This window comes from Natronococcus sp., assembly GCF_047921035.1.
GTDB lineage: Archaea > Halobacteriota > Halobacteria > Halobacteriales > Natrialbaceae > Natronococcus.
In genome coordinates this window covers 1-16,969 of the sequence record NZ_JBLRWX010000029.1, presented here as the reverse complement: position 1 = coordinate 16,969, position 16,969 = coordinate 1, and the positions used below count along the sequence as shown (strand labels likewise).

Genomic DNA, 16,969 nt, shown 5'->3' with positions numbered 1-16,969 from the left:
CTCTCGAGCGTTACGTAGAGCGTGCAAACTGCTCGCTTCGCTCGCAGTTTCTACTGGGCGAACAGCCGTCCGAGACGCGCGACAGCGCGTCTCTCTGCGGAACGACGATCGAAGCGCGAGCGTAGCGAGCGGTGAGTGAGTCGTCTGCACCGAGTAGCCGGTGATCAATCTGGCCGTTCACCGTCATCCATCAGGGAAGAAACGATGAGTCGTTTGGTCCCACGCCGAATGAGACCGCTGGCTGCAGGTTGAGAGATATCCAGAGTAGCGGCGACTTCGCTGAGGGTTGCGTCCCGCGGGTCTTCGAAATACCCTGTGTCGAGTGCGACGAGGAGTGCCTCTCGTTGGCTATCGGTCAGTCCTGCGTCCGTATCCCCTAAACTAGCGTATTCGTTCACGCGCAGTAACTCGATATCGATGTCGTTCCGTTCCGCGTAGTCCCATAGCGGGGCCAGATTCGTCCGTTCGGGCATCCATACCGTTAGAATCCAACCGTTTCCGTCGTTCTTCATATCGAGTATGACGCCGTTCGCGGTCGAAATAATCGGTGAGATGATCTTCGCTTCGTCCGTATACTCGAAGCTATAGATCGCCTTCTCGTCTCTGGTTTCGATAACTCGTTCGAACTCGCCGATGGTGTGATCGTTCCGCAATCCGTCCTCGAACTGGTGGAAATCGGATGACTGTATGCGATAGAAGAATTTCCCCGATGTAGGGTCAGTACCTGCCTCTAACACCGACCTGACTTTCGCACTCTGGTCGTGAGTGACTGTCTTTGTGAGCACTATGTCGGGGTGCTCGATCCGGACGACTGCTTTGATATCAGTCACTGTTCTACAGGGTAGGTGTCTGTAATATATGAGCATGTATATCTGAGAAGCCCTGAGCAACTATCGCAAGCATACTGAGTAGAGAACGCATTGACGGTTCGTTCCGAATCGGAGTCGGCGAAACGCTAGATGCAGATCCATCTCTCGTGGAGTTCTCCGGGCAACAATCGTCCGTTCTGCTTGCCCTCGGCGTCCTCACTGCACTCACCCAGCGACCTGCGAAAGCGGTCGGGAAAGCACGGAATCTTTTAGACCCGATATAAATGGATTATTCGATTAAGAGAGAGACCGATGCGAGCACGGCCGGTATAACTACGTATGGCACAGCGACACCGAGCCGATGACCGAGGCAGCGACACTGAACTAAAATACTACCTCCCCGCCGGGGTTACCCCATCGTCCGATACCGGTCGCTTCGAACGCCTCTGGACGTCGCTGTTCAACCAGGACGTCGAATCGTTATAATGAGTCTCCCCGAGATAGATTCCGCTGTGTTCTTTGGTTCGATCACGATGGTCACGTGGGGAATTTGGGTCGTCCTGGGCAACGCCGCGTCGGAGTCTATCGACCCGAGGACGGCCGCCGCGATCTCCTATCTCGTCGCTGGACCCCTTGCACTCGGCTACATCCTCGTTTCGGACGCATCGCTCGCCATTACCGCGAAGGGAGGACTGCTCGCTGCCGTGGCCGGATTGTTCACCGGAATCGGCCTGATTTCGATGTACGTCGGTCTTTCCGACGGGTCGACGACGGTCGTCTCGACGCTCGGTGCGATGTACTTCGTCGTCGCGGCTCTCATCGGTATGGTCATCCTCGGAGACGAAGTTACGATAACGAGGTTTGCCGGAATAGCGTTCGCGATTATTGGGGTCGTCTTGGTCTCCCAATAACGGTTCGATCGGGCAGTCTACGCATTGAAATCGAACCGTGGTCCGCCGTAGGTCGGCGGATCGGGCTCGAGTTCGACCCCGTGCTCGTACCGAACGAAGTTGAGGTAGAACGGACGACCGCACCCCTCGACGGGTTCGCCCTCGAGATCGGTGACGGAGCCGTCCTCGCCGCAGACGAAGGCGATCCCGTCGGCGCTCTCTCGGTCGGAGTCGTCGGGATCGGCGTACTCCCAGCCCGGCTGTGCGAGTTTGGTGACCGAGCGGTCGGCGAGGTCCGGCGGGCGCTCGAGGCTGTGGACCGCGTCGCAGTGGGGACAGGTGTAGCGGACGGTGACGGTCATCGGCGGTCCTAGGGGGTTCGGAGACGTAAGCCTGCGGGACGGGCTCGCCGTTTGAGGCGAGCTTCCGAACCGTTTACCGGCTCGCTGCGTGAGAGGGAGTATGACCGAGTTCGACCCTGCGAAGTTCGAGGAGAAGTACGTTCACTACTTCGAGGAACTCGAGACGGCGTACTCGAACGCGTACAACCAGCTCCACGGCCGGTACGACTCCGAGATCCTCCGCGCGATCGACCGGAAGGTCTTGAGCGAGAGCGAGCCCGTCTACATGGGCGAGGGGGAGTTCCGGATCGACCTCCCCGAGGACCGCGTCGAGGACGTCCGGGCCACGGTCGGGGATCCCGAGCAGTTCGACGCCGTCCTCGAGGAGTTCCGCGAGCAGATCGCGAACGAACTGGTTCGGATCTTCGAGTTCGACTGACGAGCGGCCGCTCCGTTCCGCCGCTGGTTGGCGAGACACCCGGAACACCTTTTGCGGTTACGGGAATCCGTAGAGGTATGATCGACGAGACGGTCGAGGAGATCAAGGACCTGCAGACGCACAGCTCCTCGGTGGTTGCCGTAAACGCGACGCGAGCGCTCGAGGAGCTCCTCGAGCGGGAGTTCGCCACGCTCGAGGAGTACGAACGCGCCCTCGAACAGAACGGGTCGGTGCTTCGTCGGGCGAACCCCTCCCACGCCTCACTACAGAACGCCGTCCGCGAGGTCGTCGGCGACGTCACCGAAGCCGACGTCGACACCGTCGACGAAGCGAAGCGGCTCACCCAGGAACGGATCGACGCGGTCGTCTCGAAGGTCGAGGCCGGCAAGGACCGGGCCGCCGAGAACGCCGTTGCCCACCTCGCCGACGGCGCGACGCTGCTGACCCACGACTACTCCTCGACGGTGCTCGAGGCCTTAGAGCGGGCCGTCGAGGCCGGCAAGGAGTTCGACGTCTACATCACCGAGGCACGGCCGCGCTACATCGGCCGGAAGACGGCCCGGTCGCTGGCCGATCTCGAGGGCGTCGACGCGACGCTGATCACCGACAGCGCCCACGGGATCTACCTCGAGGACTGCGATCGGGTGATCGTCGGGATGGACTGTATCGTCGACGAGACGCTGTACAACCGGGTCGGAACCTTCCCCATCGCGTCGACGGCGGCCCAGCTCGAGGTTCCGGTCACCGTCGTCGGCTCGGCCTCGAAGATCGTCGACGAGGGGTTCGTCTTCGAGAACGAGCACCGACCGGGAAGCGAGGTCATGTCCGAGCCGGCCGAGGGGTTCGCGATCGAGAACCCCTCCTACGACGCGACGCCGGTCGAGTTGCTCGAGAGCGTGATCACCGACGAGGGTCGCCAGGAGCTGTAGCCGGGTAGGGCTCGAGCCGGTTCGGCCCGGCGTCGCCGCCCTTACTCGCGTTCGCCGAACGTCCGCGGCGATCCCTCGGTCGGACTCGCCCACCCGACCGCGTTGTGCAGGACTCGCTGAATCGCCTCGTTCTCGTAGATCGGATACGTCTCGTGGCCCGGACGGAAGTAGAAGATCCGGCCGTTCCCGCGCCGGTAACAGCAGCCGCTGCGGAACACCTCGCCGCCCTCGAACCAGCTCGTGAAGACGAGTCGGTCGGGTTCGGGAACGTCGAACGGCTCGCCGTACATCTCCGTCGTCGGGAGTTCGATCGACTCCTCGAGCCCGTCGGCGATCGGGTGACCGGGGTCGACGACCCACAGTCGCTCCGTGCCCCCGTCCTCGCGCCACTGGAGGTTACAGGTCGTCCCCATCAGGCGCTTGAAGACCTTCGAGAAGTGCCCGGAGTGGAGGACGATCAGCCCCATCCCCTCGAGGACGCGCTCCTGGACCCGGTCGACGATTTCGTCGTCGACCTCGTCGTGGGCGATGTGGCCCCACCAGAACAGAACGTCGGTGGCCTCGAGGACGTCCTCGGTGAGCCCGTGTTCGGGCTCGTCGAGGGTGGCCGTCCGCACCTCGTGGTCGTCCTCGAGGACGCCCGCGAGCGCCTCGTGGATCCCGTCGGGGTAGACCGCGGCGGCGTCCTCGTCCTCCCGTTCGTGTCGGAACTCGTTCCAGATCGTGACTGCGACCATCGCCGGAAGCTCCGCTCCCGACGTCCTTAGCTGGACTGATCAGCGCTCGTTCGCCGCCACGATAACGGGTGGTTTCTTTACACGACCGCGTCGACGACGGCGGTAATCTCGGCGTTCGTTCCGTATTCGTCGGTGGTTACACGCCCGAATACTGTAGCGAGACGTATATGACTCCGTGTTGTACACATTTCCGGGACACAATACTTATCTCGGTCGCTGCCCGCGTTCCGATATGAATCGGGATCGTACGCAAACGACAGCGAAATTCGAGGTTTTCGAGGCAGAAACGGAACTGAAGGGTGAGAAACGGGGGGTTTCCCGGTGATCGACGCCGATATCGGGATCGGTGTCGTCGGTCTCGGCGGCATGGGCCACCTCCACGCCCGAAGCGTCGAGGAGTTCGGCGCCGACGTCGTCGCCGGTGCCGACCTCGTCGAGGCACAACGCGAGGGGTTCGCCGCCGAGTTCGGTGCCACGACCTACGAGACCCACGAGGGGTTGGTCGTCGACGAGGACGTCGACGCGGTCATCGTGACGACGCCGAACCGCTTTCACGAGCCGATCACGATCGACGCGCTCGAGGCCGGCAACCACGTCCTCGTCGAGAAGCCCCTCGCCCACACCGTCGAGAGCGCCGAGCGAATCGCCGACGCCGCGCTCGAGGCGGAGGGGATCTGCATGGTCGGCTTCCACAACCGCCACGCCGCCTCGATGGCGATGTTCGACGAGCAACGCGACCGCTTCGGCGAACTCACCCACGTCGAGGCGAACTACGTTCGACGGCGCGGGGTTCCCGGTCCCGGCTCGTGGTTCACCGACCCCGACCTGGCCGGAGGCGGCTCCCTGCTCGACATCGGCGTCCACGCGATCGACCTCGCGCTGTACGCGATGGACTTTCCCGAGGTCGTCGAGGTCAGCGGGGTCGCCCGCTCGACGTTCGGCATGGACGACGACTACGCCGACCCCGACGGGTTCGGCGACGCCTGGGACGGAAGCGCCGAGACCTACGAGGTCGACGATTCCGTCAGCGCCTTCATCCGCTGTGAGAACGGGCGAACGATCTCGCTCGAGGCCGCCTGGGCGACCAACCGCGAGCCGAGCATGGACTTCCGGGTTCGAGGCACCGACGCGGGCGCGCAGTTCGACATCGGCTCGACCGACATGGAGATCCTCGAGGCCGGGACCGCCGGCTGCGATCACTACGCCGACGTCAATCTGACCGGCGACGCCTCCCTGACGGGTCACCAGGAACAGGACGTCCGGTTCCTCGAGACGATCGCCGCGGGCGTCGAACCCGAGACGAACACGATCGAGGAGGCCCTGACCGTCCAGCGCGTGATCGACGCGATCTACCGCTCGAGCGAGACCGGCCGGGCACAGCGCATCGAGACCGTCGACCTCGCGGAGCGCGAGGGGGCGGCGGCCGACCTCGAGGCCACTCAGCAAACCGACTGAGCTATCGAACCGGCGCGACCGCGCATTTTCTATCGCTTCGTTTTTCGTTCCCGGTAGACGCGGGGCTCGCGGAGGGTCGAAGACGAAAGAACGGAAGGACGGCCGATTATATGACTTCGTCGAAGTCGTGGTGGCCCTCGATCTCGACGCCCTCGCCGGTGATCTCACAGAGGAAGACGCCGTTCCCGGAGCCGGTGTCGCGCTCCGCGGCGGACTTGATGCCGCGTGCGGCGACCGTCTTGGCCTCCTCGTTGGACATGTCGTCGTCGTAGGCCTGCTCCAAGTGACCGTAGGCGAGTTGCATCCCGGAGCCGGTGACGGTGTAGTCGTCCTCCATGACGCCGCCGGCGGGGTCGATGCTGTAGACGTGGCTGCCCTCCTCGTCGACGCCGCCCAGGATCGGGTGGATGGCGAAGAACGGGCCGCCGCGGGCGAAGTTACCCGCGAGCGTCGCGAGCGCGTCAATGCTCATGACCTCCCCACGTCGAGCCTCGTTGAGGTTGACCTCTGCGCGCAGGCTCTTGATGAACGACTGGGCGCCGCCGACGCTGCCGACCATCGTCAGCGCGGCCGTCGGGTGGATCTGTTCGACCTTCTGGACGTTCTTGTTCGAGACGAACCGGCCGCCGAGGCTGGCGCGCATGTCCGTGGCGATGACGACGCCGTCGGCGGTCGTGATCCCGATGGTCGTCGTTCCGGTCTTGTTCACGTTGTCGAGATCGGATGCCGAGATGTCGTTCTGTGGCAGCGAGCCGAGTTCGGGCTCGTAGGGGTTCATGTCGGCCGACAGCTGACTGCTCGTTCTGGAAAACTCCGAGTCGTGAGTAGGTGTACGCATTGACCGAAAGTTACGGCCGGGGCCATATAAAACATCGGCGGTAACAACCCTCGTTTCCGCTACCGACGGTCCGTACGGTGCCGTCGCTCGAGCGCGGGGTGTAGTCGTCGCGGACGGGCGGAAAACGAGCGCTCAGTTCACTCCTGGCGGACGTCGTCGTAGGCCTCGCCGACGTTCTCGATCAGCCGGTGCAGCGGGAGGGTGTAGCCGACCTGGCGGGTCGCCATTGCGAGCGGCATCGCGAGGATGCCGACGACAATGCAGAGCTGGTACAGTGCGAACAGCGTCGCGTGGTACGCGCGGGATTTCATCGACGTTCACGCGTTGGGAGACCGAGGTGGTATATAAGCGTTCTTGCTCGAGGGAGAGTATAACGATCGGTAGTGTAGAACGGGGTCGACGCCCTCTTGCGATTAAAGCTGGCTTGTGTATCGAACAACTTCGGCTGTCTCCAGCTCGAGATTCGGCTATCCAGGTTCGAATCGACCCGGCCGATTCTCGTAACTTATGCGCATTATCGCCTTCGCGTGCGCGCCGCGAGTCGCCGACGGGTCGGAACCGCAAAGCAGGAAACCCCCCGGACCGACCATCCGGTATGGGAAACTACCTCGTCGCGATGGAAGCAGCGTGGTTGGTTCGTGACGTCGACGAGATCGACGACGCGATCGGCGTCGCGGTCAGCGAAGCCGGGAAGCGCCTCAACAACGAGGGCCTCGAGTACGTCGAGGTCGAAGTCGGCGCGACGGGCTGTCCGGCCTGTGGCGAACCGTTCGACTCGGCGTTCGTCGCGGCCGACACCGCGCTCGTCGGCCTGGCTCTCGAGATGGAAGTGTACAACGCCGACAGCGAGGAACACGCCTCCCGGATCGCAAAGAGCGAGGTCGGGGGCGCCCTGCGGGACGTCCCGCTGTCGGTCGTCGAGATCGTCGAGACGCCCGAGGACGAGTAACGCCCCGGACCACCCAAACACCTTTCTATAACCCGTAGTTATTGGGTCGTATGGAGCTGCCGACGCCCGCGGATCTGCGCCAGCGCCGCACCGAACTCGGATTGACCCAGAGCGAACTCGCCGAGACCGCCGAGGTCTCCCAGCCGCTGATCGCGCGGATCGAGGGCGGCGACGTCGACCCCCGGCTCTCGACGCTGCGGCGGATCGTCAACGCCCTCGAGACCGCCGAGAGCGACGTCGTCCGCGCCGAGGACCTGATGAACGAGGCGGTCGTCAGCGTCGCCCCCGACGAGGCCGTCGCCGAGGCCGCCCGCAAGATGGAGGAGGAGGCCTACTCCCAGCTCGCGGTGATCCAGGACGGCATCCCGGTCGGGTCGATCAGCCAGAGCGACCTCGTCCACCTCGACTCCGAAGCGCGGGACGAGCCGATCGAACAGCACATGAGCGAGAGCTTCCCGACCGTCTCGAAGGACGCAACGTTAGACGAGATCAGCAACCTGCTCGAGCACTACAAGGCCGTGATGATCACCGAGGCCGGCGAGACGGTCGGCATTATTACCGAAGCCGACGTCGCCGCGCGGTTCTCCTGAGCCGGCGGTTCGGTACCACCTCGTTCGAGGCGGGCTACACCGCGAGGTACTCCGTCACCGCCTCCCGCGACTCGAGGCGGTCGCTCTCGAGTTCGTCGACGATCGTCCCCTTGTCGATCGCGTAACAGCGATCGGCGAGGTTCTGGACGACGTGGAGGTTCTGTTCGACGAAGAGGATCGTCGTCCCGAGCTCCTCGTTGACCCGCTGCAGATCTCGCGTGACGTCTTGGACGATCGAGGGCTGAACGCCCTCGGAGGGTTCGTCGAGCAGGAGGAGTTCGGGGTTGCCGACGAGCGCGCGGCCGATCGCGAGCAGCTGGCGCTGGCCGCCGCTCATCGTCCCGGCCGCCTGATCGCGGCGCTCCTCGAGGATCGGGAAGTAGTCGTAGACGGCCTCGTACTGCAGTCGGTCGTCGTTCTCGTTGATCGTCTCACCGATCCGCAGGTTCTCCGCAACCGTTAGCTCGGGAAAGACGTCCCGCCCCTGCGGGATGTAGCCCATCCCGCGACGGGCCCGGACGTCGGCCGGCTCGTCGGTGACGTCGGCCCCGTCGAACCGGACCCGCCCTTCGTCGACCTCGAGCAGGCCCATGACGGCCTTGACGAGCGTCGTCTTGCCGACGCCGTTTTTCCCCATGATGCCGACGATCTCCCCCTCGTCGACGCCGACGTCGACGCCGCGGAGGATCGGTGTCTTGCCGTACGACGCGTGCAGGTCCGTGAGTTCGAGCATCAGTGATCCTCCCCCAGGTAGATCCGCTTCACTTCGGGATCGGTCCTGATCTCCTCGATCGAGCCCTCCCTGAAGATCGAGCCCCCATCGAGGACCGTGACGCGATCCGCGATCGTTTCGACGAAGTCGATGTCGTGTTCGATGACGATCAAGGCGACGCCGTCGTCGTCGGCGATCTTCCGGAGGAGATCGGCGACGTCTGCGGTCTCCTCGACCGAGAGGCCGGCGACGGGCTCGTCGAGCAGCATGAGCTTTGGCTCCATCGCCATTGCCATCCCGATCTCGAGCCGTTGTTGCTGGCCGTGAGAGAGCCCTCCGGCGACGGTTTCCCACTGGTCGAGCAGGTCGAAGCGCTCGAGGATCTCGCTCGTACGGGCCTCGAAGGCGTCGGGTTCGACGACCTGCTGGAGCGGAATCCGCAGGTTTTGCGCCACGGTCAGTCCCTCGTAGACGCTTGGCACCTGGAACTTCATACTGATCCCGCGGTCGACCCGCTCGTGGGAGGGCAGGCTCGTGATGTCGGTACCGTCGTAGTATATCTCCCCGGCTGTGGGCTCGAGCCGGCCCGTGAGCAGGTTGAGGAACGTGCTCTTGCCGGCCCCGTTGGGGCCGATGAGACAGCGTAGCTCGCCCGCCTCGAGGCCGAAGTCGACGTCGTCGGTCGCGGTGAGCCCGCCGAACTCCTTGCGCAGGCCGCGCGTTTGCAGGATTCGCGAGGAGTCCGGACCGGTCTCGTCGACCGCCGGCGTAGTCTTGACGGTGGGGTCGCTCGTCGCCATCAGTCGCTCACCTCCTCGGCGGCCGCGGGCGGATCCCGCGGAACGGGCGACTGGTCGGCGTCATCGCGGTACTCGAGGACGTACTCGTGGAGCCGCGGGGCGACCCCCTCCGGCATCACGAGCACGACGAACACCAGCAGCGAACCGATCAACACCAGCGCCCACTCGCTGCCCGAGAGCGCGAGGCGGTAGTCGACGAACTGGATCGCGAGCGCGGCGCCGACGGTACCGATCAGCGAGGTCCGACCGCCGACGCTAGCCCAGACGACCGGCAGCGCCGCGGCGGTGATGCCGAAGACGCTCGGGTCGACGTAGTTGTTCTGCGTCGTAAACAGCACGCCGCCGAGTCCGGCGATCGCCCCGCCGATCGTGAAGACGACGAGCTTGATGAACGTCGTGTCGTAGCCGAACATCGCCGTCCGGTCCTCGTCCTCGCGGGTCGCGACCATCGCGTAGCCGAACTGGCTGTTGACGAGCGCGCGCAGCCCGAGGTAGGTCGCCACGAGCGCTCCCAGCGTTACGTAGTAGTGGCCGAGCAGTCCGATCTCGCCCCCGGTCGAGCCGATCCCGACGGCGAGATCCGGAACGCCACTCATCCCGTTGAACCCGCCCAGCCGGGCGTCGCCGATCGCCCACTCGCCGCCCGCGGTCTGGCCCATGAACGTGTACAACACCAGCGCGACGACGAGCGTGAGGATCGTCACGTAGACGTCCCGGACGCCGCCGTAGAACATGAAGTAGCCGAGCGCCGCGGCGAAGGCCGTCGAGACGGCGATCGCCGCAAGCAGGGCGAGCGTCAGCCCGGTCAGCGTCGCGGCGTTGATCGCGACGATCCCGAACGCGTAGCCGGCGACGCCGAAGAAGGCGACCTGCCCGAAGCTGAGGATGCCGCAGTAGCCCCAGATGAAGGCGAGGCTCATCCCCAGCAGGGCGTAGGCGAGAAACACCGCGCCGACCTCCGCGGCGTAGAGCCCGAAGACGATCGGCATCGCCGCGAGGGCGGCGACGGCGACCGCGAGGCCGAGCCAGAACGCCGGCGAGTTGCCCATCGCGTTCGGTCCCTCGAACGGGCGACGGACGGCGGCAAGGGGGCCGTCGCTCGAGCCGACGCTCACTGGCTCTCACCCCGGCTCTCGCGCCAGTCGGCGAGCAGCCCCGTGATCCCGTCGGGCATCAGCCGGATGGCGACGATCGCGGCGATCAGCATCGCGACCTGTCCCATGAAGGTGCCGGCGACGTTCGTCACCGCGGCGTTGACCGTGCCGAGGAGTCCGCTGGCGAGGACGGTGCCGACGAGGACGGAGGCGCCACCGACGACGACCGCGACGAACGCCTCGACCAGGAAGCCGGTGCCGTACTCGGGCGTGACCGTCATCACGGGCGCGTACAGCGCCCCCGCGAGACCGGCGAGGCCCGAGCCGACGGCGAACGTGGTCATGTACATCCGATCGGTGTCGACGCCCATGCTGCGCGCGGTCGCCTCGTCCTGCATGGTCGCGCGGGCGCGGATCCCGAAGTCGGTCCACGTGAACAGCGCGTACAGCCCGCCGAGCACCCCGACGGCGACGACCGCGAGGACGAGGTAGTAGACGGGGCCGTCGACGATCGGTAACTGGCCGAACGGGATCCCGATCCCCGGGGCGGTGTTGCCGAAGACGATCCGCGTGAGCTGGATCATCACGAGGCTGATCCCCCAGGTGACGACCATCGAATCGAGCAGGCGTCCGTAGAGATGGCGGATGATCAGCCGCTCGAGGACGAGCCCGTAGACCGCCGTCAGGGCGACGCCCGCGAGCATCGCCAGCGGGAGCGGGAGCCCCGCGGCGAAGGTGAACGTCGTTGCGTACGCGCCGACGAGGATGAACTCGCCATGGGCGAGGTTGATGATCCCCATCATCCCGAAGATCACCGCCAGCCCGACCGTCGCCAGCACGATGAACGCGAAGATCTCGACGAACTCGAAGCCGAAATTCAAGAGTCCGAGCATTTCAGGCCACCTCGTAAAACGCGTCGGGTTCGTACTGGGTCCGTTCCGGTTCGGTCGTCAGATCGCAGCCGACCTCCTGAAGGAAGGCCGGTTCGATCGTTCGCGGTTCGTCGAAGGTGATCTCGTGGTTCTCGTCGGCGTGTGCGACACGCATGTTGTGCTCCATGTGGTGTGTCTGGGGGTCGAGTCTGACGTCGCCCTCCGGGGCCTCGACCTCGAGCCCCGACTCGAGGGCCTCGATCACGGCCGCCTGCTCGAACGTCCCCGCGCGCTCGACGGCCTCCTTGTAGAGGTAGACCGAGAAGTAGTTGTTCTGGGCCTCCTGATTGATGTACTCCGCGTCGTCCCAGCGCTCGCGGTAGCGCTCGACGAAGTCCTCGTTGCGGTCGGTCGGCAGCTCCTCCATGTAGCTGACGCCGGCGTAGACGTCCTCCAGGGCGGGCGGGTCGATCCGCAGGTGTTCGCGCTCCTGTGCCATGTTCGTCGAGGTGCCGATCGGGATATCGGTCAATCCGCTGGCCAGGCGCTGCTCGTAGAACGCCGAGTGGTCCTGACCCACGAGCATCGACATCACGAAGTCGGGCTCCGCCGACTGGATGTTGTTGATCGTCGAGCCGAACTGGGACTCCTCGAGCGGGATGTACTCCTCGCCGACGACCTCGGCGCCGTGTTCCTCGGCGATGATCTTCACCCAGTCGCCGGAAAGCTGGCCAAAGTTGTAGTCCGCAGCGACCGTGTAGATCTCGTCGCCGTACGCTTCGATCATGTGCGGGACGACGGCACCCAGCTGCTGGCGGGCCGTCGCACCCAGCGGGAAGACGGTCTTATCGCAGACCCCGCCCTCGTACTGGGTGGTGTAGAAGTACAGCTGCTCGTGGTCGTTGATCAGCGGCCGGATCGCCTCGCGGGTCGCACTCGAGTAGCCCGCCCACAGCACGTCGGCGTCCTCCCGGTAGATCGCGTGGCGAGCGAGATCCTGGTAGCGCATGTTGTCCGACTGCGGATCCGGCGCGAAGACCTCGAGCTCCTCGCCGAGGATCCCCCCGTCGCGGTTGATCTCCTCGATCGCGAGCTTCGTCGTCCGGTACTTCGCCGTCCCCGTCAGCGCGAACGTTCCGGACCGGTCCTCCAGGATAGCGGCCGTCGGGTTCGAGCCGCCGCCCTGCATCCTCAGGACGGCGCCCTCGCCGACGCAGCCGGCGGTGGCCGCCAGTGCGCCGGCCGATCCGGCCGCGAGCAACGAACGGCGGGTGAGCGACCGTTCGGTCACAAACACCCCTCCGAATACCCAGAGTGTTTCGATATCCGTGCTAGTATGACAACCTGATTCTCGAAATAGGGTGACGCTTGTCCAGTATTCATCTCTGTTCGTCGGACTCTATCACGGACATAAAAGCATTTCCTGCCAACAGTACAACGTCTCCCCCGATGGGGAGTCGTCGGTAATGACGATATTATACTGGACGGACGTTATATCGAGGGTTCGTCAGTCTAAATTCGTCGAATTTAGAACGTCAGCCTGTCCGGACCCAGGGTATGGATCGACTTCCTCCGAATAGCGGTAAGAGGCCTCGACGAGCCGGACGTCCGGACCGGACGCCGCCGACGTCCGAGCCGTTGACTTCGGCGAGTTCTGGACGAATACCGAATACGGCCGTCGTCAGCGAAATCCGGTCGAACGGCCGTCTCGAGCAGTATTACCCGAGACGAGGGATATATGTGGGGTCGGTGGGGAGCAACGAGCACCGATGGACTACGGACGACGCGACGTGTTGGGCGCGGCGGGCGGGTGCTGTTCGGTCGCCCTCGCCGGCTGTCTGGACGAACCGGTGGGTGACGAGGACGCCCCGGACGACGACCTGTACGCGTCGTTCTTTACGCTCGCTGAGTTCGCCGCCGCGGTCGCCGGCGACGGGACGACGGTCGAGAACGCCGTCCCCGACGGCGAGCACGGTCACGGCTGGGAGCCGCCGTCGACGCTCGTCCCCGATATCGCCGAGGCCGACGCGTTCGTCTACTTAGACGCCGAGGGGTTCCAGCACTGGGTCGACGACGCCGTCCCCGAACTCGAGGCCGAGTCCGACTTCGCGCTGATCGACGCGCTGGCGGGGATCGACCTGCTCGAGTACGACGACCACGATCACGGTCACGGCGAGGACGATCGCGTCGAGGAACTCGCCGTCGGCGAGATCGCGCTGCTCGAGGGCGACGAGGCGGTCGCGTACGCACACGGAGACCACTGGCACGACGACCCGCTGTCGGTTCCGCTCGAGGACCCGCGTTCGGTGACCGTCGTCGCCGAGACCGACGACGGTGAGGAACTCGAGTTCGACGGAACGTACGCGCTGGCCGTGCGGACGGCCGACGGGCACGGCGACGACGCCCTCGCGTACGAGGTCGATGGCGACGCGATCGCGTTCGAGGGGCTCGAGAACGGGTTCACCGAACTCGTCGTGCAGGTCCTCGAGGACGGCGAGGTCGTCTGGGAGGCACCCCCGCTCGAGACCGAAATCGGGGAGCACGAGCACGGCCACGGCGATCACGAGCACGGGGACGACGGACACGACCACAGCCACGGCGAGTACGACGCGAAGTTCTTCTCCGATCCCGCGCTCGCTCGCCGGGGCGTGGAGAACGTCCGCGACGGGCTGATCGCGATCGATCCGGACAACGAGGCGACCTACGAGGAAAACGCCGCGGCCTACCTCGAGGAGCTGACGGCCCTCCACGAGACCTACGAGGACCGGCTCTCGGACCGGGAGCACGACGCCGTCGTGTTGGCCGGCCACGACTCCTTCCAGTACCTCGGCGAGCGCTACGGGTTCGAGATCCGTACCCCGGTCGGTCTCTCGCCCGACGCCGCACCCTCGAGCGAGGAGATCGCCGACACCGTCGCCTTCCTCGAGGAGCGGGGCATCGAGTACGTGCTCTGGGACTACTTCGACGGCGACCGCCTCGCCGAGACGATCGCCGCGGAGACCGACACCGTCGAGGACACCCTGATGGTTTCGCCCGCCGAGAGCACCGTCGCGGAGTGGCGGGAAGACGGGTACGGCGACTACCTGGGACAGATGCGCGAGATCAACCTCCCCGCGTTCGCACGGGCCCTCGGGGCGGAGTGACCGACGGCGGCCGGGTCAGTCGGTGATCGTCCAGTTTTCACTCCGATAACGGCTGGTGGTAAAACATTCGTTTCCAACTAGTCCAATTAGTCAGACGCATGCGTTGGAATTGCAAATATTGGTGTAACAACGTGGGTTAGTACACCTCCTTTCGAAAGACGGCGTGATGAACGAACGATCGAACGTCGCGGTGATCGGCGGATGAGCGGGATCGTCCCGGGGGAGTTGCTGCCGGCCGACGATCCGGTTCGGATCAACGAGGGACGGGAGACGGCGACCGCCACGGTCGAGAACACCGGAGATCGACCGGTACAGGTCGGGTCACACTTTCACTTCTTCGAGGTCAATCCCGGCCTTCGGTTCGACCGGGAGCGGGCGTACGGCTTCCGACTGAACGTGCCGGCGGGAACCGCGGTCCGGTTCGAACCGGGTCAGGAACGAGAGGTCGAGCTGGTCGCGATCGGCGGCGATCGGATCGTTCGCGGCATGAGCGGGCTCGTCGAGGGGCCCCTGGACGACGAGGACGTTCGGGAGCGGGCCCTCGAGCGCGCTCGCGAACGGGGGTTCCTCGGGGTCGACGCCGAGGAGTCGGCGACCGGAGGGAACGGGCGATGAGCCGCGAGCTCTCCCGTCGCGAGTACACGGACCTGTTCGGCGCGACCGAGGGCGACCGGGTCAGGCTGGGCGATACGAACCTGCTGGCGAGGATCGAGACCGACTACGGAACGCCCGGCGAGGAGGCCGTCTTCGGCGGCGGAAAGACCATGCGCGACGGGATGGGGATGCAGTCCGGGACGACCCGGGCCGAGGGCGCGCTGGACTGGGCGTTCACGAACGTCGTGATCGTCGACCCCGTCCTGGGCGTCTGCAAGGGCGACATCGGGGTCCGGAACGGGAAAATCGTCGGCGTCGGGAAGGCGGGCAACCCTGATACGATGGACGGCGTCGACATGGTGATCGGCCCGAGCACCGACACGATCCCGGCCGACGGACTGATCGCGACCGCCGGCGGGCTCGACATCCACGTCCACTTCAACAGTCCCCAGCTGGTCGACCACGCGCTCGGCTCGGGGGTCACGACGATGCTCGGGGGCGGGTTCGGCGGCGGGGCGACGACCTGTACGCCGGGTCCGGAAAACGTCAAGCGGTTCCTCCAGGCCGCCGAGGACTGGCCCGTCAACGTCGGCTTCTACGGGAAGGGCAACAGCAGTCGACCGGAGGCGCTCCGCGAGCAGGTCGACGCCGGCGCCTGCGGTCTCAAGCTCCACGAGGACTGGGGGTCGACCCCCGCGGCGATCGACACCTGTCTCGACGTCGCCGACGAGGAGGACGTCCAGGTCTGTATCCACACCGACACGCTCAACGAGTCGGGGTTCGTCGAGGACACCTTCGAGGCCATCGACGGGCGGGCGATCCACACCTTCCACATCGAGGGCGCCGGCGGGGGCCACGCGCCCGACGTCCTCGAGCTGATCGGCCACGAGCACATGCTGCCCTCGTCGACGAACCCCTCGATGCCCTACACCCAGAACACGTTCGACGAACATCTCGACATGGTGATGGTCTGTCATCACCTCAATCCCGACGTCCCGGAGGACGTCGCCTTCGCCGAGTCCCGCATCCGCGCGGAGACGCTCGGCGCCGAGGACGTGCTTCACGACACCGGCGCGATCAGCATGATGACCTCGGACTCTCAGGCGATGGGCCGGATGGCCGAGGTGATCAGCCGGACCTGGCAGACCGCCCACAAGATGAAGGCCCAGCGGGGCCCGCTCGAGGCCGACGAGGGCACCGACGCCGACAACGCCCGCATCGAGCGCTACGTCGCCAAGTACACGATCAACCCGGCGATCACGGCGGGGATCGACGACTACGTCGGCTCGCTCGAGCCCGGCAAGCTGGCCGACATCGCGCTGTGGGATCCCGGCTTCTTCGGCGTCAAGCCGAAGGCGGTGATCAAGGGCGGGTTCCCGGTCTGGTCCCAGATGGGCGAGGCAAACGGCTCGCTGATGACCTGCGAACCGATTATCGGTCGCGAGCGAGCCGGCGCCCAGGGGCGGGCGAAACACGGCCTTTCGATCAGCTTCGTCAGCGAGGCGGCCTCCGAGAACGGGGTCGGCGACGCCTACGACCTGAAGACGCCCGTCCGTCCCGTCAGCGGCACGCGCTCCGTCCGAAAATCGGATATGCTGCACAACGACCACTGCCCCGACGAGATCGAGATCGACGCCCAGACCTTCGAGGTCGAAGTGGATGGCGAACACGTCACCTGCGAGCCGGCCGACGAGATCCCGCTCGCACAGCGATACTTGCTCTGAACCCATGCTCGAACGCGATACGACGCCGACGACCCGCGCCGAACCGACTCGAG

At 65.4% G+C, this 16,969-nt stretch carries 19 protein-coding genes; 9 read left to right on the top strand and 10 right to left on the bottom strand.

Features of this window, described 5'->3' with window-relative positions:
• Nucleotides 1–164 precede the first annotated feature (164 nt).
• Nucleotides 165–830 carry a helix-turn-helix domain-containing protein gene (locus ACNA7R_RS08105; RefSeq protein WP_416283062.1) on the bottom strand — a complete coding sequence of 222 codons (666 nt, stop codon included), beginning with the start codon at nucleotides 828–830 and terminating at the stop codon, nucleotides 165–167.
• Between the two features lie 464 nt (nucleotides 831–1,294).
• On the opposite strand from ACNA7R_RS08105, the gene ACNA7R_RS08100 reads away from it, so the two are divergent.
• Nucleotides 1,295–1,720 carry an EamA family transporter gene (locus ACNA7R_RS08100; protein WP_416283061.1) on the top strand — a complete coding sequence of 142 codons (426 nt, stop codon included), beginning with the start codon at nucleotides 1,295–1,297 and terminating at the stop codon, nucleotides 1,718–1,720.
• A 17-nt stretch (nucleotides 1,721–1,737) separates the two neighbouring features.
• Here ACNA7R_RS08100 and ACNA7R_RS08095 read toward each other — a convergent pair whose 3' ends face one another.
• Nucleotides 1,738–2,061, bottom strand: a complete 324-nt coding sequence (locus tag ACNA7R_RS08095; protein WP_416283060.1) for a hypothetical protein — start codon at nucleotides 2,059–2,061, stop codon at nucleotides 1,738–1,740.
• A 100-nt stretch (nucleotides 2,062–2,161) separates the two neighbouring features.
• On the opposite strand from ACNA7R_RS08095, the gene ACNA7R_RS08090 reads away from it, so the two are divergent.
• Nucleotides 2,162–2,479, top strand: a complete 318-nt coding sequence (locus ACNA7R_RS08090; RefSeq protein WP_416283059.1) for a DUF5783 family protein — start codon at nucleotides 2,162–2,164, stop codon at nucleotides 2,477–2,479.
• Nucleotides 2,480–2,556: 77 nt separating this feature from the next.
• Nucleotides 2,557–3,408: a translation initiation factor eIF-2B gene (locus tag ACNA7R_RS08085; RefSeq protein ID WP_416283058.1), complete on the top strand. Its 852-nt coding sequence runs from the start codon at nucleotides 2,557–2,559 to the stop codon at nucleotides 3,406–3,408.
• 41 nt (nucleotides 3,409–3,449) lie between these two features.
• On the opposite strand, the gene ACNA7R_RS08080 is transcribed toward ACNA7R_RS08085, so the two are convergent.
• Nucleotides 3,450–4,145, bottom strand: a complete 696-nt coding sequence (locus ACNA7R_RS08080; protein WP_416283057.1) for a ThuA domain-containing protein — start codon at nucleotides 4,143–4,145, stop codon at nucleotides 3,450–3,452.
• A 321-nt stretch (nucleotides 4,146–4,466) separates the two neighbouring features.
• On the opposite strand from ACNA7R_RS08080, the gene ACNA7R_RS08075 reads away from it, so the two are divergent.
• Nucleotides 4,467–5,600, top strand: coding sequence for a Gfo/Idh/MocA family protein (locus ACNA7R_RS08075; RefSeq protein ID WP_416283056.1), 1,134 nt, complete (start codon nucleotides 4,467–4,469; stop codon nucleotides 5,598–5,600).
• Nucleotides 5,601–5,706: 106 nt separating this feature from the next.
• Here ACNA7R_RS08075 and psmB read toward each other — a convergent pair whose 3' ends face one another.
• Nucleotides 5,707–6,438, bottom strand: a complete 732-nt coding sequence (psmB, locus tag ACNA7R_RS08070) for an archaeal proteasome endopeptidase complex subunit beta (RefSeq protein ID WP_416283055.1) — start codon at nucleotides 6,436–6,438, stop codon at nucleotides 5,707–5,709.
• A 137-nt stretch (nucleotides 6,439–6,575) separates the two neighbouring features.
• A complete protein-coding gene (locus ACNA7R_RS08065; RefSeq protein WP_394742443.1) occupies nucleotides 6,576–6,749 on the bottom strand; it encodes a hypothetical protein in 174 nt (57 codons plus the stop codon).
• Between the two features lie 284 nt (nucleotides 6,750–7,033).
• Here ACNA7R_RS08065 and ACNA7R_RS08060 point away from each other — a divergent pair, with 284 nt between their 5' ends.
• Together ACNA7R_RS08060 and ACNA7R_RS08055 are read left to right on the top strand one after the other, a co-directional pair.
• Nucleotides 7,034–7,387 (top strand): DUF555 domain-containing protein, encoded by a 354-nt coding sequence (locus ACNA7R_RS08060; protein WP_416283054.1) that lies wholly within the window; start codon nucleotides 7,034–7,036, stop codon nucleotides 7,385–7,387.
• A 50-nt stretch (nucleotides 7,388–7,437) separates the two neighbouring features.
• Nucleotides 7,438–7,977 (top strand): CBS domain-containing protein, encoded by a 540-nt coding sequence (locus ACNA7R_RS08055; RefSeq protein WP_005555689.1) that lies wholly within the window; start codon nucleotides 7,438–7,440, stop codon nucleotides 7,975–7,977.
• 34 nt (nucleotides 7,978–8,011) lie between these two features.
• Here ACNA7R_RS08055 and ACNA7R_RS08050 read toward each other — a convergent pair whose 3' ends face one another.
• Genes ACNA7R_RS08050 through ACNA7R_RS08030 form a run of 5 tightly spaced genes read right to left on the bottom strand, consistent with a single transcriptional unit; the run spans nucleotide 8,012 to nucleotide 12,746 of the window.
• A complete protein-coding gene (locus ACNA7R_RS08050) occupies nucleotides 8,012–8,710 on the bottom strand; it encodes an ABC transporter ATP-binding protein (RefSeq protein ID WP_416283053.1) in 699 nt (232 codons plus the stop codon).
• Nucleotides 8,710–9,489, bottom strand: coding sequence for an ABC transporter ATP-binding protein (locus ACNA7R_RS08045; RefSeq protein ID WP_416283052.1), 780 nt, complete (start codon nucleotides 9,487–9,489; stop codon nucleotides 8,710–8,712). The genes ACNA7R_RS08050 and ACNA7R_RS08045 overlap by 1 nt, the downstream gene beginning before the upstream one ends.
• On the bottom strand, nucleotides 9,489–10,604 hold the full coding sequence (locus tag ACNA7R_RS08040) for an ABC transporter permease subunit (protein WP_416283051.1): 1,116 nt from the start codon (nucleotides 10,602–10,604) through the stop codon (nucleotides 9,489–9,491). The genes ACNA7R_RS08045 and ACNA7R_RS08040 overlap by 1 nt, the downstream gene beginning before the upstream one ends.
• A complete protein-coding gene (urtB, locus tag ACNA7R_RS08035) occupies nucleotides 10,601–11,476 on the bottom strand; it encodes an urea ABC transporter, permease protein UrtB (protein ID WP_416283050.1) in 876 nt (291 codons plus the stop codon). Before urtB ends, ACNA7R_RS08040 begins: the two co-directional genes overlap by 4 nt.
• Nucleotide 11,477: 1 nt before the next feature.
• On the bottom strand, nucleotides 11,478–12,746 hold the full coding sequence (locus ACNA7R_RS08030; RefSeq protein ID WP_416283049.1) for an urea ABC transporter substrate-binding protein: 1,269 nt from the start codon (nucleotides 12,744–12,746) through the stop codon (nucleotides 11,478–11,480).
• Nucleotides 12,747–13,224: 478 nt separating this feature from the next.
• Here ACNA7R_RS08030 and ACNA7R_RS08025 point away from each other — a divergent pair, with 478 nt between their 5' ends.
• The 3 genes from ACNA7R_RS08025 to ureC all read left to right on the top strand — a co-directional run bounded on the left by ACNA7R_RS08025 (nucleotide 13,225) and on the right by ureC (nucleotide 16,916).
• Nucleotides 13,225–14,598, top strand: a complete 1,374-nt coding sequence (locus ACNA7R_RS08025; protein WP_416283048.1) for a metal ABC transporter substrate-binding protein — start codon at nucleotides 13,225–13,227, stop codon at nucleotides 14,596–14,598.
• Between the two features lie 201 nt (nucleotides 14,599–14,799).
• Nucleotides 14,800–15,213 (top strand): urease subunit beta, encoded by a 414-nt coding sequence (locus ACNA7R_RS08020; protein WP_416283047.1) that lies wholly within the window; start codon nucleotides 14,800–14,802, stop codon nucleotides 15,211–15,213.
• Nucleotides 15,210–16,916: an urease subunit alpha gene (gene ureC, locus ACNA7R_RS08015; protein WP_416283046.1), complete on the top strand. Its 1,707-nt coding sequence runs from the start codon at nucleotides 15,210–15,212 to the stop codon at nucleotides 16,914–16,916. The genes ACNA7R_RS08020 and ureC overlap by 4 nt, the downstream gene beginning before the upstream one ends.
• Nucleotides 16,917–16,969 lie beyond the last annotated feature (53 nt).

What these genes read in the sequence shown, in the direction of transcription:
- ACNA7R_RS08100 (WP_416283061.1), top strand. Translation starts at nt 1,295, where the DNA reads ATGAGTCTCCCCGAGATAGATTCCGCTGTGTTCTTTGGTTCGATCACG.
- ACNA7R_RS08095 (WP_416283060.1), bottom strand. Translation starts at nt 2,061, where the DNA reads ATGACCGTCACCGTCCGCTACACCTGTCCCCACTGCGACGCGGTCCAC.
- ACNA7R_RS08090 (WP_416283059.1), top strand. Translation starts at nt 2,162, where the DNA reads ATGACCGAGTTCGACCCTGCGAAGTTCGAGGAGAAGTACGTTCACTAC.
- ACNA7R_RS08085 (WP_416283058.1), top strand. Translation starts at nt 2,557, where the DNA reads ATGATCGACGAGACGGTCGAGGAGATCAAGGACCTGCAGACGCACAGC.
- ACNA7R_RS08080 (WP_416283057.1), bottom strand. Translation starts at nt 4,145, where the DNA reads ATGGTCGCAGTCACGATCTGGAACGAGTTCCGACACGAACGGGAGGAC.
- psmB (WP_416283055.1), bottom strand. Translation starts at nt 6,438, where the DNA reads ATGCGTACACCTACTCACGACTCGGAGTTTTCCAGAACGAGCAGTCAG.
- ACNA7R_RS08065 (WP_394742443.1), bottom strand. Translation starts at nt 6,749, where the DNA reads ATGAAATCCCGCGCGTACCACGCGACGCTGTTCGCACTGTACCAGCTC.
- ACNA7R_RS08060 (WP_416283054.1), top strand. Translation starts at nt 7,034, where the DNA reads ATGGGAAACTACCTCGTCGCGATGGAAGCAGCGTGGTTGGTTCGTGAC.
- ACNA7R_RS08055 (WP_005555689.1), top strand. Translation starts at nt 7,438, where the DNA reads ATGGAGCTGCCGACGCCCGCGGATCTGCGCCAGCGCCGCACCGAACTC.
- ACNA7R_RS08050 (WP_416283053.1), bottom strand. Translation starts at nt 8,710, where the DNA reads ATGCTCGAACTCACGGACCTGCACGCGTCGTACGGCAAGACACCGATC.
- ACNA7R_RS08045 (WP_416283052.1), bottom strand. Translation starts at nt 9,489, where the DNA reads ATGGCGACGAGCGACCCCACCGTCAAGACTACGCCGGCGGTCGACGAG.
- urtB (WP_416283050.1), bottom strand. Translation starts at nt 11,476, where the DNA reads ATGCTCGGACTCTTGAATTTCGGCTTCGAGTTCGTCGAGATCTTCGCG.
- ACNA7R_RS08025 (WP_416283048.1), top strand. Translation starts at nt 13,225, where the DNA reads ATGGACTACGGACGACGCGACGTGTTGGGCGCGGCGGGCGGGTGCTGT.
- ACNA7R_RS08020 (WP_416283047.1), top strand. Translation starts at nt 14,800, where the DNA reads ATGAGCGGGATCGTCCCGGGGGAGTTGCTGCCGGCCGACGATCCGGTT.
- ureC (WP_416283046.1), top strand. Translation starts at nt 15,210, where the DNA reads ATGAGCCGCGAGCTCTCCCGTCGCGAGTACACGGACCTGTTCGGCGCG.